The sequence below is a fragment of the Mesorhizobium cantuariense genome, assembly GCF_042647205.1.
GTDB classification, from domain to species: Bacteria; Pseudomonadota; Alphaproteobacteria; order Rhizobiales; family Rhizobiaceae; genus Mesorhizobium; species Mesorhizobium cantuariense.
Genome location: NZ_JBHRVD010000001.1, coordinates 2617531 through 2633066, shown reverse-complemented (window position 1 = coordinate 2633066; position 15536 = coordinate 2617531). Strand labels below are relative to the sequence as shown.

15 protein-coding genes are annotated in these 15536 nt (G+C 63.8%); 7 read left to right on the top strand and 8 right to left on the bottom strand.

The window, feature by feature from the left end:
* Window positions 1-144 precede the first annotated feature (144 nt).
* Both ACFOJ9_RS12315 and ACFOJ9_RS12310 read left to right on the top strand, forming a co-directional pair.
* Complete coding sequence (locus ACFOJ9_RS12315) at window positions 145-378, top strand: DUF2093 domain-containing protein (RefSeq protein WP_136620990.1); 234 nt, start codon at window positions 145-147, stop codon at window positions 376-378.
* Between the two features lie 85 nt (window positions 379-463).
* Window positions 464-1407, top strand: a protein-coding gene (locus ACFOJ9_RS12310) for an IS630 family transposase (RefSeq protein ID WP_378977816.1) whose coding sequence is annotated in 2 segments (ribosomal slippage) — window positions 464-796 and window positions 799-1407 — 942 coding nt in all. Because the reading frame shifts where the segments join, the coding sequence is not laid out codon by codon here.
* 136 nt (window positions 1408-1543) lie between these two features.
* On the opposite strand, the gene lpxK is transcribed toward ACFOJ9_RS12310, so the two are convergent.
* From lpxK to ACFOJ9_RS12280, 6 genes are all read right to left on the bottom strand, one after another.
* Window positions 1544-2569 carry a tetraacyldisaccharide 4'-kinase gene (lpxK, locus tag ACFOJ9_RS12305; protein WP_378979123.1) on the bottom strand — a complete coding sequence of 342 codons (1026 nt, stop codon included), beginning with the start codon at window positions 2567-2569 and terminating at the stop codon, window positions 1544-1546.
* A gap of 1 nt (window position 2570) precedes the next feature.
* On the bottom strand, window positions 2571-3887 hold the full coding sequence (gene waaA / locus ACFOJ9_RS12300) for a lipid IV(A) 3-deoxy-D-manno-octulosonic acid transferase (RefSeq protein ID WP_378979122.1): 1317 nt from the start codon (window positions 3885-3887) through the stop codon (window positions 2571-2573).
* Window positions 3884-4675 (bottom strand): lysophospholipid acyltransferase family protein, encoded by a 792-nt coding sequence (locus ACFOJ9_RS12295; protein WP_378979121.1) that lies wholly within the window; start codon window positions 4673-4675, stop codon window positions 3884-3886. Before ACFOJ9_RS12295 ends, waaA begins: the two co-directional genes overlap by 4 nt.
* 5 nt (window positions 4676-4680) lie before the next feature.
* A complete protein-coding gene (locus ACFOJ9_RS12290) occupies window positions 4681-4926 on the bottom strand; it encodes a DUF4170 domain-containing protein (protein WP_056593794.1) in 246 nt (81 codons plus the stop codon).
* A gap of 103 nt (window positions 4927-5029) precedes the next feature.
* Window positions 5030-5833 (bottom strand): 3'(2'),5'-bisphosphate nucleotidase CysQ, encoded by an 804-nt coding sequence (locus ACFOJ9_RS12285; protein WP_378979120.1) that lies wholly within the window; start codon window positions 5831-5833, stop codon window positions 5030-5032.
* Complete coding sequence (locus tag ACFOJ9_RS12280; RefSeq protein WP_378979119.1) at window positions 5820-7163, bottom strand: TldD/PmbA family protein; 1344 nt, start codon at window positions 7161-7163, stop codon at window positions 5820-5822. Before ACFOJ9_RS12280 ends, ACFOJ9_RS12285 begins: the two co-directional genes overlap by 14 nt.
* Window positions 7164-7328: 165 nt before the next feature.
* Here ACFOJ9_RS12280 and ACFOJ9_RS12275 point away from each other — a divergent pair, with 165 nt between their 5' ends.
* Window positions 7329-7745, top strand: a complete 417-nt coding sequence (locus ACFOJ9_RS12275; protein ID WP_378979118.1) for a VOC family protein — start codon at window positions 7329-7331, stop codon at window positions 7743-7745.
* A 30-nt stretch (window positions 7746-7775) separates the two neighbouring features.
* Here ACFOJ9_RS12275 and epmA read toward each other — a convergent pair whose 3' ends face one another.
* Window positions 7776-8822, bottom strand: coding sequence for an EF-P lysine aminoacylase EpmA (gene epmA, locus ACFOJ9_RS12270; RefSeq protein WP_378979117.1), 1047 nt, complete (start codon window positions 8820-8822; stop codon window positions 7776-7778).
* 117 nt (window positions 8823-8939) lie between these two features.
* Here epmA and efp point away from each other — a divergent pair, with 117 nt between their 5' ends.
* Window positions 8940-9509, top strand: a complete 570-nt coding sequence (efp, locus tag ACFOJ9_RS12265) for an elongation factor P (protein WP_378979116.1) — start codon at window positions 8940-8942, stop codon at window positions 9507-9509.
* A 97-nt stretch (window positions 9510-9606) separates the two neighbouring features.
* On the opposite strand, the gene ACFOJ9_RS12260 is transcribed toward efp, so the two are convergent.
* Window positions 9607-10503 carry an HNH endonuclease gene (locus tag ACFOJ9_RS12260; RefSeq protein ID WP_378987730.1) on the bottom strand — a complete coding sequence of 299 codons (897 nt, stop codon included), beginning with the start codon at window positions 10501-10503 and terminating at the stop codon, window positions 9607-9609.
* A 221-nt stretch (window positions 10504-10724) separates the two neighbouring features.
* Between ACFOJ9_RS12260 and ACFOJ9_RS12255 the strand changes: the two genes are divergently transcribed.
* The 3 genes from ACFOJ9_RS12255 to ACFOJ9_RS12245 all read left to right on the top strand — a co-directional run bounded on the left by ACFOJ9_RS12255 (window position 10725) and on the right by ACFOJ9_RS12245 (window position 15469).
* Window positions 10725-11267, top strand: a complete 543-nt coding sequence (locus tag ACFOJ9_RS12255; RefSeq protein ID WP_378979115.1) for a dihydrofolate reductase family protein — start codon at window positions 10725-10727, stop codon at window positions 11265-11267.
* 226 nt (window positions 11268-11493) lie between these two features.
* On the top strand, window positions 11494-13014 hold the full coding sequence (locus ACFOJ9_RS12250; protein WP_378979114.1) for a trimethylamine methyltransferase family protein: 1521 nt from the start codon (window positions 11494-11496) through the stop codon (window positions 13012-13014).
* 37 nt (window positions 13015-13051) lie between these two features.
* On the top strand, window positions 13052-15469 hold the full coding sequence (locus ACFOJ9_RS12245) for a GcvT family protein (protein WP_378979113.1): 2418 nt from the start codon (window positions 13052-13054) through the stop codon (window positions 15467-15469).
* Window positions 15470-15536: the final 67 nt, after the last annotated feature.

Genomic DNA, 15536 nt, shown 5'->3' with positions numbered 1-15536 from the left:
GAGCGGAGGAAATGTCCATTGTGCCCCGACAAGAGCGTTTTTCTGCCCAACAATAGGGGTTCAGCATTGTCTCAGGCTTGTCACGTGCTTGACCTCGCCGGGAATTTATGGCGATGAAATCCCCATGAACCTCGGCGTCCCTGCATGATGAACCGTTTCGAAGGCCCTGGCGGCAAGGAAGCCCGTATCCGCTATCTCGATGGCGACTTCCAGGTTACCAGCCCCGGCGCATTCGTGCGCTGCGCGGTAACAGGCGAAAGCATTCCGCTCGATGAGCTGAAATACTGGAGCGTCGCCAGGCAAGAGCCCTACATCAACGCCACCGCATCGTTGCGCCGCGAAATCGAGATGCACCCGGAGCTGCGTAAGCGCGGCTAGAGCGGGATGGGATTTGTAAGAGTCGTGGGATTCCCAAATCACCTTTGTTCTGATTCAACCTTCATACTGGAGGAGGCCAGTATGGATGGCAGGATATTCGATGGACCTTCGCGAGCGGGTTGTCGCCGCGGTTAAGACGGAAGGGCTCTCGCGGCGCGCCGCGGCGGCTCGATTTGGCGTCAGCTATAGCGCGGCCATTGCGTGGCTTAAGCGTGTTGAAGAGACTGGCAGTGCCGCGCCTCGCCAGGTGGGCGGCTACAAACCGAAGAAACTCTCGGGAGCGTGGCGCGACTGGCTGATCGAGCGCTGTCACGACGGGGACTTCACCTTGCGCGGCCTTGTGGCCGAGCTTGGTGAGCGTGGTCTGAAGGTCGACTACCGTTCGGTATGGGAGTTCGTGCATGCCGAGAAGCTCACTCACAAAAAAAGACGCTGATCGCCGCCGAACAGGATCGTCCCGATGTCGCGCGACGGCGGCTGCAGTGGACGAAGTATCGGGGCCGGATCGATCCCACGCGACTGGTCTTCATTGACGAGACCTGGACCAAGACCAACATGTCGCCGCTCAGGGGCTGGGCGCCGGTGGGCCAGCGCATCAAGGCCAAAGTGCCGCACGGCCACTGGAAGACCATGACCTTCCTGGCCGCGCTGCGCCACGATCGCGTCGATGCGCCTTGGCTGATCGATGGGCCGATCAACGGCGAGAGGTTCCTCCTCTATGTCGAGAAGGTTCTCGCGCCGACCCTCCAGCCGGGGGATATAGTCATCATGGACAATCTCGGCTCGCACAAAGGCAAGGCGGTGCGCCGCGCCATACGCGCCGCCGGCGCAAGGCTCTTCTTCCTGCCGAAATACTCGCCCGACCTCAATCCGATCGAGCAGCTCTTTTCAAAGCTCAAGCACTGGCTGAGAAAGGCCGCAAGCCGAACCGTCGAAGCCGTCTGCGACGCGATCGGCCAAACCCTCAATCGCGTCACACCGGCAGAGTGCTCACACTACTTCGAAAACTCCGGCTATGACCGAAACTAATCTCATCCCGCTCTAGAGCAGTTCCCCGTTTCACGGAGCGGCGAACCGCTCTAGCTCTTTGTCTGACGCAATTCCCAAGGGAAAGCGCTATGCGCTTTTCCCGGGAAAACCGTTTCACACTTTTCCTGGAATTGCTTTAGCCCTTCAGCTTGCGCTGGCGCCAGGCATCGAGCGTTTCGTTTATGATGCGCTCGGGAACATTGTCGAGCTCGAAGACCGTATCGATCTCCAGCACCTCGAGCCGGTCGAGAAAGTCTTGCGTCGCGCCATGGCGCAGCCGGGCGGCGTCCTTGGCGGTGGTGATGAGGCCAACGCCTTCGGCGCGTGCGGTCGCCGCCAGTTCGGCAAGCTCGTCCTCGGCATAGAAATGATGGTCCGGAAACGGCCGCGTCAATGCCAGCTCGCCGCCGGCCTCGCGCACTGTGTCGAAGAATTTATCGGGATGGCCGATACCGGCGAAGGCGAGGAACCGCTTGCCGGCAAGCCCTGCCTTACCGTTTGGCTTCGTATGGGCCTCGAAGATCGGCCGGCCGGCGCGCGCCGCCTGGCGAACCACGGCGTCGGCTGCGGTGCCCTCGCCCATCTTCAACAGCCCGCTGGTGAAAACCAGTTGGTCGACGACCTTGGCCCGGAGCGGACCGCCCGGAATGACGCGGCCATTGCCGATCCCGTAGCGCGCATCGACGACGACCAGCGCGTAGTCGATGTGGATGCGGGCGCTCTGGAACCCATCGTCCATGATCAGGAAATCGCAGCCATGCCGTTCCAGCAGCAGCCGGGCGCCGGCGGCGCGGTTCGGCGTCACCGCCACCGGCGCGTGTTCGGCGAGCAGCAGCGGTTCGTCGCCGACATGCCTGGCGCTGTCGTGATCGATATCGACGACATGCGGCTCGGCGAAGGAGCCGCCATGGCCGCGCGACAGGAAGCCAGGTTTCAGATGCATGCGCCTGGCCTGTTCGGCGAGCGCGATGGCCACGGGGGTCTTGCCGGTGCCGCCGACGGTGAAATTGCCGATGCACAGAACCGGTGCCTCGATCTTCTCGCGCTTGGCCCGCCGCATGCCGCGGCCGGCGGCGGCCGCGTAGATGGCCGACAGCGGCGACAGTGCCAGGACCCGCCAGTCCGGCTCTTCCCACCAGAATGGTGGTGCTTCGGAAGCCACGTTAGCGCCCGTTCGCGCCCTTCAGGCGCGACTTGACGACCAGCGGCTGGATGTAAGGCTCAAGCGATTTCAGCGTGCGCGCCAGCGCACCGCGCATCTCGTCGACGGTCGCCACTCCCGCCGCCATCATCTCGTGACGCGCCACTTCATTGGTCAGCAGGAAATTGACGGCGCCGGCCAGCATGTCGCGATCACGCACCAACTTGGCGCCACCGCTGTCGAGCAGGCGCTGGTAGGCCTCGCGAAAATTCTGCACATTGCGTCCGGCGAGAACCGCCGTGTCGAGCATGGCCGGCTCCAGCGGGTTCTGGCCACCCTCGGAGGTCAGCGAGCGGCCGACGAAGGCGATTTCCGTCAGCCTGAGATAGAGCCCCATCTCGCCGATCGTATCGCCAAGCAATATGTCGGTGTCGGCGGTGATCCTGTCACCCTTGCTGCGCCGCGCGACCTTCAGGCCCATGCCGGAAATCTGTGCCGCAAGCGCCTCGGCGCGATCGGGATGGCGCGGAACGACGATCGTCAGAAGACCATGGTGACGCTTGTGCAGTGTCGCGTGGACTTCGGCGGCGACCACCTCTTCGCCGTCATGGGTCGAGATCGCCGCCCAGGTGGGGCGCGCGCCGATCTGCCGCCGCAGCGTCGCCAGCACCCGTTCGTCGACAGGCGGCGGCGAGGTATCGACCTTGAGGTTGCCCGACACCGTCACCGGCCGCGCGCCGAGAGCCAGAAACCGCTCGCCATCGACATCCGATTGCGCCACGACATGAGCCAGGTTCTCGAACAACGCCTCGGCGATGTTGGCCCGTTTCTTCCACGACTTGAACGAGCGGTCGGACAGCCTGCCATTGACCAGCACCTGCGGCACGCGGCGTGCGCCAAGCTCGAGGATAGTCATCGGCCAGATCTCTGATTCGGCGATGATCGCCAGATCCGGCTGCCAGTGATCGAGGAACCGGCTGACCGCCGGCTTGAGGTCGAGCGGTACATACTGGTGGATGATGCGGTCACCGAGCCGCTCGTCGGCGACCTGCGCCGAAGTGACGGTGCCGGTCGTCAGCACGATGTTGACGCCATAGTCGAGAATGCTTTCGACCAGCGGAACGACGGCTATTGTCTCACCGACGCTCGCGGCATGGATCCAGATCACCGGCCCGTCGGGGCGCGCGCGGCCGGCGACGCCATAGCGCTCGCGGCGGCGGTTGCGGTCTTCCTTGCCCTGCGAGGTGCGCCAGGCGACATAGGGTCCGACCAGCGGATAGGCGGCGGCACCGGCAAAACGGTATGCCGACAGCATGGTTCGCGCCCAGAAACCGCTCATCGCGGAGCATCCACGAGACGGTAGGCCTCGGCGGTCGCGGCATTGAGCGCGACCGTCACTTCCTGGCGCTTGCGCTCCATTTCGGCTTCATCGGCGCCGGCCGCCACGAAGATCGGCGTGCCGATGACGATCGACGAGCGGCCGAACGGCAGGTTGATGGTGGTCTTGTCCCAGCTCTTCTCCAGCACCTTGCGGCGGCTGGTGGTGATGGCGACAGGCAGCAGTGGCCGACCGGAGAGCCGCGCCAGGAGAACGATACCAAGCCCTGCGTCTCGCGGCGTACCGTGCGGAATGTCTGCTATCATGGCGACGTTCTTGCCGGCGCTGAGCGACTTTTTCAGGGCGATAAGTGCTTTTGCCCCGCCCTTGTCGAGATGCCTGGCATTTTCACGCCCACCCGAACCGCGCACCGCCTCGATGCCGAATTTCTCCAGCATCAACGCATTGAGCTCGGCATCGGCGCTGCGTGAGACCATGGCGACCAGCGGCTTGCGCCTGGGATAGTAGGCTGGCGTCAGCAGATGCTGGCCGTGCCACAGGGCGATGATGCCCGGCTCGAACTCGGTATAGGCCCCGCCCGAAAACCGCGCCGATCCTTCGACGACGCGATTGGTGAGGCGCACGAACCGGACAAACTGGGCAAACAGGCTGGCGATGGCGTTCTTGACGAATCGCGACTGCGCCAGCGGATGGCGAATCTTGCGCCAGAAGGCCTTGGTCGTGCGGCTGCGTCCCCTGCCCGTTGGCGCGGCCTCGCTTGCTGGCCCTTTCGCCAGATCATGCTCCATCGAAGTCAACCGGCAGCCTTGTTGTCGGGGTCCAGCAGCCGGTGCAGATGAACGACGAAATAACGCATGTGGGCATTGTCCACGCTGGCTTGCGCCTTGGCTTTCCACGCCGTGTGCGCGGATTGATAGTCCGGATAGATGCCGACGATGTCGAGCCCGTCGAGATCGCGGAAATCGGTGCCGCCAAGCTTCTTCAGTTCGCCACCGAACACCAGATGCAAAAGCTGTTTCTTTCCGTCTTCCGCGGCCATGTCGGTCCTTCACATATCGTGAGTTTGTGACAGGTCTAGACCAAAGCCGCCGACTTTGGAACCTTTAGAGCGAGATGAATTCATCTCGCTCGGGAAAACGCTTTCACGCATCCAGCCCGGCGATGACGCCGGCGAGCACGGCCAGTAATTCACCGCTGCCGGCGGCAAGCGCGCCATGACGGGTCACCTCGCCGGCATAGAGCGGGGCGCGGCCATGCTGGTCGAGCAACTGACCGCCGGCCTCGCGCAAGATGAGATCGGCCGCGGCAATGTCCCAGTCATGCGCGTTCGGTTTGACGAAAGTGGCATCCAGCGCGCCATTGGCAATCATGGCCAGCCGATAGGCGAGCGAAGGGCTGTAGGGCGCCCGCTTCAGCCGCGCCTGCCACTCGGCCGGCATCAGGTCGGTCAACTGCTTCAGCCCGGAAATCTCGGCCGTATCCGACAGCTTGCGCACCGCAATGCGCTTGCCGTTGCGGAAGGCGCCCTGGCCGGGCAGTGCCCAATAGGTCTCTTCCATCGCCGGGCATTCCAGCACGCCGGCCAGCGTGCGGCCATGCTCGACGACGGCAACGCTGACGCACCAGGTGCGCTGGCCTTCCAGGAAACCGCGCGTGCCGTCGATCGGGTCGACGACGAAGGTGCGGCGTGCCGAAAGCCGAACCGGATCGTCGACCGTCTCTTCTGACAGCCAGCCATAGTCTGGCCGCGCCGCCAGCAGCGTTTCGCGCAGATAGGCGTCGGCGGCATGGTCGGCCTCGCTGACCGGCGATGTGCCGCCCTTCATCCAGACTTGCGGGCTGTTGCCGAAATAGCGCATGGCGATGATCCCCGCCTCGCGGGCGGCATCGCGCAGCAGCGACAAGTCTTCGGTGGCCCCGGCTGTGGTCAGGTCATGGTCCGGCAAGGGTCATGCCTTCGATCAGGAGCGTCGGGGCCGCGGTGCCGAAATTGCGGTCGAGGTCATTAGCCGGCACCATGTTGAGGAACATGGTCTTCAGGTTCGAGGCGATGGTGACCTCGGCGACCGGATAGGCAAGCTCGCCATTCTCGATCCAGAAGCCGGAGGCGCCACGGCTGTATTCGCCGGTGATCATGTCGACACCCTGGCCGAACACCTCGGTGACGTAGAATCCGGTCTTGAGCGATTTGATCAGCTCTTCCGGCGAGCGTTCGCCCGGCTCGACGGCGAGATTGGTCGAGGATGGCGTCACGGAAGAGCCCCCGCGCGCGCCGCGCCCATTGGTGGTCAGACCAAGCTCGCGCGCGGCCGATGTCGACAGGAACCAGTGGTTGAGCACGCCCTTTTCGACCATCAACAACTTTTCGCCCTCGACGCCTTCGCCGTCGAACGGACGCGAGGCCTGGCCACGCAGCCTGAGCGGCTCGTCGGTGACGGTGATGGCGGACGCGGCCACCTGCTTGCCCATCATGTCGCGCAGGAAGGACGTCTTGCGGGCGACCGAGGCACCGTTGATGGCGCCGGCAAGATGGCCGGCGATGCCGCGCGCGACGCGCGGGTCGAACACCACGTCGACCGGCCCGGTCGCCGCCTTGCGCGCGCCAATGCGGCGCACGGCGCGTTCACCGGCCTTGCGGCCGATTTCTTCGGGCGCATCGAGATCGGCAAAATGCTGGCGCGAGGAGAATTCATAGTCGCGCTCCATGCCGGTGCCCTCGCCGGCGATGACGCTGGCCGAGCGCGAGAAGCGCGAGCCGACATAGTGGCCGAGGAAACCGTGCGAGGTGGCCAGCACCAGGCCGCCAAGGCCGGCACCGGCGCTGGCGCCGGCCGAATTGGTCACGCCCTTGACGGCAAGGGCCGCTGCTTCCGCCGCAAGGGCTGCTTCCTTCAACTGGTCGGCCGACACTTCGGTGGCGTCGAACAGGTCGAGATCGCGCGTCTGTTTGGCGAGCAATGCCGGGTCGGCCAGCCCTTGATAGGGATCCTGGGGCGACACTTTCGCCATCGCCACGGCGCGCTCGGCCAGTGTTTTCGGGTCGGACGCTGCCGTCGCCGAGACACTCGCCACCCGACCGCCGACGAAAACGCGCAGCGCGACATCCTCGCTCTCGGACGATTCGGTACCCTCGACCTTGCCGAGACGGACCGACACCCCGGTCGAGCGGCCGCGCACGGCCACCGCGTCGGCAGCATCGGCGCCGGCCTTCTTGGCAGCCTCGACCAGAGCCGCGACACGGTCGGTCAATTTTGCTGCGTCTGATATATCGGTCATGCCTGAAATCCTGCTGGTGCGGCCGGCGTCTGGCCGTTGCCCACCCATCTATTGTTCCGGTCCGGCTTGTGCAATGGCATAGGCTTCAATCAAGATGCAGGGTTGACGGTTCAAATCGCGAAACCTGTGACGCAAATCAGTCCACAGTCTGCTCGAAACATTTCGATGACGCCGTTCCATCTCGCCTTCCCGGTCCGTGATCTCGATGAAACCCGCGTTTTCTATGGCCAAGTGCTGGGCTGCGCGATCGGCCGTTCGTCAACGACCTGGGTCGACTTCGACCTGTTCGGCCACCAGATGTCGGCGCATCTGCGGCCGCGGGCCGCACAGGCTCCCAGTGACGGCAAGGTCGACGGCATCACCGTGCCGATCCCGCATTTCGGCGCCGTGCTCTTGATGGACGATTGGCAGCGCCTGGCGACGCGGCTGGAGGCGCGCGACGACATCGACTGGCTGGAACGGCCGATGGTCCGCTTCAAGGGCGAGCCCGGCGAGCAGGCGACGCTGTTCATCCGCGACCCCTCGGGCAATGCTTTGGAATTCAAGGGCTTTCGCTCACTGGAGCAGATTTTCGCGCATTGAGCAGGCCGGCAGCGAGCCTCGAAGGGCAGATCAGGACGCCGCGACAGGCGTCCAGATCACATCGTCGATCTTTTGCGCGCCGGTCGCCAGCATCACCAGCCGGTCGAAGCCCAGCGCGATGCCGCTGGCCGGCGGCATGACGGCAAGGGCGGCGAGAAAATCCTCGTCCAGCGGATAGCGTTCGCCATAGATGCGTTGTTTCTCGTCCATCTCGATGACGAAGCGCCGGCGCTGCTCCTCGGCGTCGGTGAGTTCGCCAAAACCGTTGGCGAGCTCGACGCCGCAGCAATAAAGCTCGAAGCGCTCGGCGACGCGCGGGTCGCTCGGGCTCGGCCGCGCCAGTGCCGCTTCGGCCACCGGATATTCGCACAGGATGGTCGCCCGCCCTTGCCCAAGGAACGGTTCGATTTTTTCCACCATCACCCGGCTGAACAGGTCGGCCCAGCTGTCGTCGGGCGCGGTGCGCAGGCCGGCCCGGTTCAAAGCGGCGTACAGCGCGTCGCGGTCGGTGCTGCCGTCTGGGGCGACCGTGGCCAGCAGGTCGATGCCGGCATGGAGGGTGAAGGCGTCCGCCACCGTCAGCCGTTCCGGCTCGGCAAACGGATCGCAGTCGCGGCCCCGGAAGGAAAAACGCGTCGCCCCTGCCCTCGTCGCGGCCAGCGCCAGAAAGGCGGCGCAATCCAGCATCAGGCTCTCATAGGCCTCGCCCACCCGATACCATTCGAGCATGGTGAATTCGGGATGGTGCAAGGGGCCGCGCTCGCGGTTGCGGTAGACCGGACCGAAGCTGAAAATCCTGACTTCACCGGCGGCGAGCAGCTTCTTGCAGGCGAATTCCGGCGAGGTGTGGAGATAGAGCGGCGACCGCGCGCCATCCGGCCCGATCGCTTCCGTGGCGAAAGCCGCCAGATGCGCCTCATTGCCGGGCGAGACCTGCAGGGCTGCCGTTTCCACCTCGACGAAATCATGGGCGGCGAACCAGTCGCGCAGGCCGGCGGCGATGCCGTTGCGCAGCATCAGCCGCGGGCGGCGGTCGGCATGGACATGCGGTGTCCACCAGGGCGAAGCTTCGGTCATCGGGCTCGGATCATGGTGGAATGGGGCTGGCGGCGGCGGCCAAGATGCGGTAGGCCCCCATCCAGCGCCGCACTAGCCGGCAAACGCCAGTCAACTCTTCTTGCAGGATTTAAAACCGTGGTGAAAGTCATCGCCAGTTCGCTCCGCAAAGGCAATGTCGTCGACAAGGGCGGCAAGCTTTATGTGATCCTCTTTGCCGAAAACATCCACCCAGGCAAGGGCACGCCGGTGACGCAGCTCGACATGCGCCGCATCGGCGACGGGGTGAAGGTTTCGGAGCGCTACCGCACCACCGAACAGGTGGAGCGCGCCTATGTGGAAGAGCGCGAGCACACGTTCCTCTATCGCGACGGCGAAGGCTTTCATTTCATGAACCCGGAAAGCTACGACCAGGTGGCGGTGTCGGAAGCCGTCGTCGGCGACATGGCGCCTTACCTGCTGGAAGGCATGGCCGTGCAGGTGTCACAGTTCAATAACATTGCCATTTCCCTGGTGCTGCCGCAGCGCGCCACCTTCGAAGTGGTGGAAACCGAGCCGACGACCAAGGGACAGACGGCCTCGTCCTCCTACAAGCCGGCCGTGCTGTCCAACGGCGTGCGCACGCTGGTGCCGCCGCACATCGCGCCGGGCACCCGCGTGGTGGTGATGACGGCTGATGGCGCGTATGTGGAGCGGGCGAAGGACTGAGGGGGTTCTTCCCGCCCAAAGGAGGCCTGTAAGCAAAGCCTTCCCATGGACAGGCGGGCAGCTTCGAGACACCGTTTATTGCTTGAAACAGTGCTCGTTATTGCTTGAAACAGTGCTCGCGATGCCATTGCAAGAAATGAGGATGCGGGCGTTCGAGCTGTCGGCGAGGCGGAAGCGCGCGGCGCGTCTTGTTTATGAAGCCCTGCACGCTGTCGAAGTCATTGACCTGTCTGGAGATCAGGATTTCCAAATCGTCCGATAGGCTGATCAATCCACGGTCGAACATCCAATGCGCAGTGCCGGACAGTGCGATCCCATTGTTGACGACATCAGGCCCGTTCGCTTCAACCGGTCGAATATGTGCGGCAGAAACCTCGGCCCGGCCACCGCCATTTATCAGCTTGAGTCCGGTGATCGCGCAGCGCTCGTCATAGGCGCGTAAGACGATGCGACGAAAAATGCGGTCCCGCACGATTCGCGATCCGATGTAACTTACCCGATCACGACTCTGCTCTTCGAATGGCGCCTGCTCATCCTGAAAGCCGGCAAATGTGCCGACCTCATCAACGCGCGGCAGCAACAACTCATTCGTGTCCAGGCCCAGATCGATGATGCGGTTGAAGTCACTTGAGCTAAGTGGGCGGACGGCAGATTGGGCACGGCCGGAAATCCGCCCCTCATCGTTGAGCAACCCTCGCTCGACGAGACCATCAGATCCGCTAAATGGAACAGGATTGACGAAATCGAGGTAGGTTCCGGCCTCAATCAGAGCGAGGTACATGTCTGGTATCACAGGATCAGGAATGATCTGCTGGACTTTCGCTACAGCATAGTAGCCCCGGGTATCGTTTACCTTGCTGGGCTCATAGTAAATGATCCACTTGCCGACACATGCTTCAACGCGGCGCAGATACGGGCGAGGAAACTGGTATTGCTCTGCGGGGCGGTCGTTGTATCGCGAATCCGAGCGGTGAATGAAGACCCCGAATCCCATGATCTCGTGCAATGCCTTCTTGGGAACAACCGCCTCGGATGTAACACCAAAATCCGAACTTGGGGATTTTAGTCCAGGCCTGCCTCACTTTTCCCGCGGTATTGGTTCTCGCAAGTTCGCGCTGGAAGTCCATCCTCCAACGAAGTGAAGCTATATTTTTTCACTCAGCATGTCGCAAAGGGCCTGCGCAGGCCGTCCTTTGACGGAAAAAGGAGAGCATCATGCGAAAACTTATCGTCACCGAATTCATCAGCGTCGATGGCATTGCTGAGGTTGAGAAGCTGCCCAGCGTGACCTGGAACGACGAGATGAACAGGTTCAAGGAGGACGAACTTGCCGATAGCGGCGCCATGCTTTTGGAGCGCACGACCTATGAGATCTTTGCCGGCTCCTGGCCCACGGAAACCGGAGATTTTGCCGACCGGTTCAACACGCTGCCGAAATATGTCGCCTCGACCAGCCTGAAGGCGCTCGACTGGAAGCCGGCCGAATTGCTGAAGGGACCCCTGCCGGAAGCGGTCAGGGTCCTGAAGCAAGGCAGCGGCGGCAACATCTATGTGCATGGCAGCCTCAGCGTCGCACAGGAATTGCTGCGCCATGGCCTTGTCGACCGCGTAAGGCTGCTCAGCTATCCAGGCGCTGTCGGCCAGGGCAAGCCGCTGTTCTCAGCCGGCGAGCCGGTCTCACTCGAACTGATTTCCGCCAAGCCATTCAGCAACGGTGTGGTGGCGCTGGAGTATGCGCCGGTGGCGACGAAGTCGTAGTTGGCTTCCATGCGTGGTGGTGATGACGGCTGATGGCGTCTGTGTGGAGCGGGCTAAGGACTGAGGCCTCCGAACCTGCAGGCGTACCCCTCGCCGCTTGACCAATCCGTTTCGGACTGACCGGAGGTGGCGAAATCGCCTCATTGCCGGCTGAAGCGTTTTCAATTGCCGTTCTTCGCCAAAGCTCCTCAACTCGCCGCTTGAGATCGAACCTCCGCGGGGAAGCATGCGAACGACGGCCAGAGTGCGCAGGGTGCGCGACGGCAGACTGGAATTCTCCAGGGAATGGTTGCAACTGCGCAACCCGTATGCCCCGATCGAGGTGCTGACCGCGGAGCAGATCGAGACGATACACGACGCTTCGATGTCGGTGCTCGAGGATGTCGGCATGCGCATCCAGGACGAGGAAACGCGAAAACTCTTCGCCAGCGCCGGCTTTGCCGTCGACCACGCCACCGAACGCGTCGTCTTCGATCGCGAGGGCCTGCTGGCGCTGGTCGCCAAGGCGCCGCCGGTCGTCACCGTGCGTGGCCGCGATCCGGCCAAGAAGCTGTTCATGGGCCAGGGCCAGGTCGCCTTCACGGCGGTCAGCGGTCCGCCCTTCGTGTCCGATCTCGACCACGGACGCCGCGCCGGCACGTTTCGCGACCAGGAAAACTTCCTGAAGATGACGCATATGACCGACGTGCTGCAGATCGAGGGCGGCACCAGCGTCGAGGCCCAGGACCTGCCGGCCGACACACGCTATCTCGATTTCTACCTCGCCTGCTGCAAGCTTTCGGACAAGCCGTGGAAGCCGCTGACCATCGGCCGTCACCGCGCCCGCGACGCCATCGAGATGGCCAAGATCTGGTATGGCGAGGACGAAGACAGCCTCGCCGCCAATCCGGTGTTCTTCGTCAACACCAACACCAACACGCCGCTGGTGCTCGACGGCGAGATCGCGCAAGGCGTCATCGAATATGCGCGGCTCGGACAAGTCGTCTGCGTGACGCCCTTCGGCCTGGCCGGCGCGATGGCGCCGGCCACCGTCGCCGGCGCGCTGGTGATGCAGAATGCCGAGACGCTGGCCTGTTGCGCGCTGACCCAGATCATCCGCCCCGGTTGCCCCTACATCTATGGCGGCTTCATCTGCAATGCCGACATGAAGACCGGATCGCCGGCCTTCGGCACGCCCGAATTCACGCTCGGCGCACAGGCCACCGGCCAGATGGCGCGCCGCTACGGCTTGCCGTGGCGCTCGTCCAACGTCAACGCGTCGAACGCGCCGGACGCGCAGGCGGCTTACGAATCCATGATGTCGCTGTGGGGCGCGCTGACCGGCCACGCAAGCGTCTTCAACCATGGTGCCGGCTGGCTGGAGGGCGGCTTGGTCGGCTCCTACGAGAAGTTCATCCTCGACATCGAGATGGTGCGCATGATGTGCGCCTGGATGAAGCCGCTCACCGTCAACGCCGATACGATCGGCCTCGACTCGATCAAGGAGGTCGGCCCCGGCGGCCACTTCTTCGGCACCGCGCACACGCTGGCGCGCTACGAGAACGCCTTCTACAAGCCGCTGGTTTCCGACTGGTCGAACTTCGAAAACTGGCAGGACAAGGGCAGCCCCGACGCTGCCCGCCGCGCCAACGGCATCTGGAAGCAGATGGTCAACGAGTATGAGGCGCCCGCCATCGACCCGGCCGTGATCGAAGAGCTCGAGGACTATGTCGCGCGGCGCAAGATCGAACTCGACGCCCTGCGCTAGCACCCTGTGAAAACAGCAAAAGTGGATTTCTGACGGAATGGATACACATGCCCGCGTGGTGGTGATCGGCGGTGGGATAACCGGCTGCGCCATCCTCTATCACCTGGCCAAAAAGGGCTGGAAGGATGTGGTGCTGCTGGAGCGTTCGGAACTGACATCCGGCTCGACCTGGCACGCCGCAGGCAATCTGTTCTCGCTGACCAGGCCGTCAAACGCGCAGCGGCTGCAGGTCTACACGATCAATCTCTATCCGGAGATCGAACGCGAGAGCGGACAGGCTGTCGGCTACCATCCGACCGGCGGCATGCATCTGGCGGCATCGAACGACGAGGTCACGACGCTGGCGATTGCCCGGGCCCGCGCCCGCCGCAACGGCGTCGAGGCGGAATGGATCACCTTTGAAGAGGCCAAGGACCGAGCGCCGGTCCTCGACACCAAAAACCTCAAAGCGGTGCTGTGGGAGCCGATCAAGGGCCATGTCGATCCCTCCTCGGCGACCAATGCCTTTGCCGCTGCGGCGCGCAAGCTCGGCGCGAAGATCCACCGTCACACACCGGTGACCGCGACGACGCCGCGCGCCGATGGCGGCTGGGACGTCGAAACGCCTGATGGCACCATCCACGCCGAATTCGTCGTCAACGCTGCCGGCCTGTGGGCGCGCGAAGTCGGCGCACTGGCCGGCATCAAGCTGCCGCTGCTGCCGGTCGAACATCACTATCTGGTGACCGAAGCGATCCCCGAAATCGAAGCGATGGACCATGAGTTGCCGACCATCGGCGAGAGCGAAGCCGGCTATTATTCACGCCAGGAGGGCAAGGGCATCCTGCTCGGCGCCTATGAAAGCACCTGCCATCACTGGGCCTTCGACGGCACACCGCTCGACTTCGGCCACGAGCTGCTGCCCAACGATCTGGCCCGCATGGATCGCAATTTCGAGGTGGCGATGGACCGCATGCCGTGCCTCGGCGAGGCCGGCATCAAGCGCGTCATCAACGGACCGATGATCTTCTCGCCCGACCTTGGGCCACTGCTCGGACCGCATCCGGAACTGAAGAACTATTTCTGCGCCTGCGGCGTGATGAGCGGCCTGAACCAGGGCGCCGGCATCGGCAAGGTGATCTCGGAATGGATCGTCGACGGCGAGCCGGAGATGGATGTGAATTTCTGGGACGTCGCCCGCTTCGGCCGCTGGGCCGGCAAGCGCTTCACCTTCGAGCGGACCAAATATTACTACGAGAACCGGCAGGAGCGCCCCTACCCGCATCTCGAATGCGCCGCCGGCCGGCCGTTGCGGACATTTCCCGCCTACGCCGCACAGAAGGCCAGGGGCGCCGTCTTCGGCTTCAACAATGGCTGGGAGCAGCCGCTGTGGTTTGCGCGGCCTAGCGACGAGCAGCGCGACATCTTCGGCTATAGCAGGCAGAACTGGTGGAAGACCGTCGGCGAGGAATGCAAGGCGGTGCGACGCGCCGCCGGCCTGTTCGAGATATCGACCTTCGCCAAATACCGCATCTCGGGCGATGCCGCCTGCGGCTGGCTGCGGTGGCTGCTGGCGGGACGGATTCCAAAACGACCCGGCGCAGTCGCGCTGTCGCCGATGCTGTCGGAAAAAGGCCGGCTGATCGGCGACCTGACCGTGTCGAAGCTCGACGACGGCAGCTATCTCCTGCTTGGCGCCGGTACGATGCAGGGTCAGCATATGCGCTGGTTCGACGCGCACAAGACGCCGGGCATTTCGGTCGAGAACCTGTCCGACGGCTGGAGCGGGCTGATGCTCGCCGGGCCGAACGCGCGGCAGATTCTGGCCGGGATAACGCATAGCGATGTGTCGAACGATGCGTTTCCGTTCCTGTCGGTCAGGCGCGTGGAGCTCGAGGCGGCGACCGATGCGATCGTGCTCAGGGTCTCGTTTTCAGGCGAGCTCGGCTACGAGATCTACACACCCGCAATGTACCAGGCCGGCCTCTATGATGCGCTGTTGCGCGCCGGCGCCGGCCTTGGCCTGGTGCCGGCCGGCAGCCGGGCACTGGCCAGCCTGCGCGTCGAAAAAGCCTTCAAGAGCTGGGGGCTCGATCTGGCGCCGGACTACACGGTCATGGAGACCGGCATGGAGCGTTTCGTCGACTGGAAACGCTCCGGCTTCATCGGCGAGGAAGCCGCACGCAGACATCGTTCGCAGGGCGCCGCCGAGCGCTTCGTCACCTTGTCCGTCGATGCCGGCGACGCCGATTGCACCGGCGGCGAGCCGGTGTTCCGCGACGATGTCTATGTCGGCTACGTCACCTCGGGCGCCTATGGCTACACAACAAATGAAAGCCTGGCACTCGGCTATCTCAAATCGCAAATTGTCGATAGCGGCGCCGGCTTCGAGGTCGAGATCAACGGCAAACGCCGTGCCGCGTCGGTTTCGGACGGCCCGCGCTACGATCCGCAAGGCCTGCGCATGCGGGCGTGACGCTGCGGTTGGGCCTCCAATCTTCCACCGCCTCTTGAAAACCCCTATAGGTGCCGCGCTGGAGCAC

What these genes read in the sequence shown, in the direction of transcription:
- waaA (WP_378979122.1), bottom strand. Translation starts at nt 3,887, where the DNA reads ATGAGCGGTTTCTGGGCGCGAACCATGCTGTCGGCATACCGTTTTGCC.
- ACFOJ9_RS12295 (WP_378979121.1), bottom strand. Translation starts at nt 4,675, where the DNA reads ATGGAGCATGATCTGGCGAAAGGGCCAGCAAGCGAGGCCGCGCCAACG.
- ACFOJ9_RS12275 (WP_378979118.1), top strand. Translation starts at nt 7,329, where the DNA reads ATGACGCCGTTCCATCTCGCCTTCCCGGTCCGTGATCTCGATGAAACC.
- ACFOJ9_RS12250 (WP_378979114.1), top strand. Translation starts at nt 11,494, where the DNA reads ATGCGAACGACGGCCAGAGTGCGCAGGGTGCGCGACGGCAGACTGGAA.
- ACFOJ9_RS12315 (WP_136620990.1), top strand. Translation starts at nt 145, where the DNA reads ATGATGAACCGTTTCGAAGGCCCTGGCGGCAAGGAAGCCCGTATCCGC.
- ACFOJ9_RS12280 (WP_378979119.1), bottom strand. Translation starts at nt 7,163, where the DNA reads ATGACCGATATATCAGACGCAGCAAAATTGACCGACCGTGTCGCGGCT.
- ACFOJ9_RS12290 (WP_056593794.1), bottom strand. Translation starts at nt 4,926, where the DNA reads ATGGCCGCGGAAGACGGAAAGAAACAGCTTTTGCATCTGGTGTTCGGT.
- epmA (WP_378979117.1), bottom strand. Translation starts at nt 8,822, where the DNA reads ATGACCGAAGCTTCGCCCTGGTGGACACCGCATGTCCATGCCGACCGC.
- ACFOJ9_RS12245 (WP_378979113.1), top strand. Translation starts at nt 13,052, where the DNA reads ATGGATACACATGCCCGCGTGGTGGTGATCGGCGGTGGGATAACCGGC.
- ACFOJ9_RS12260 (WP_378987730.1), bottom strand. Translation starts at nt 10,503, where the DNA reads ATGGGATTCGGGGTCTTCATTCACCGCTCGGATTCGCGATACAACGAC.
- ACFOJ9_RS12255 (WP_378979115.1), top strand. Translation starts at nt 10,725, where the DNA reads ATGCGAAAACTTATCGTCACCGAATTCATCAGCGTCGATGGCATTGCT.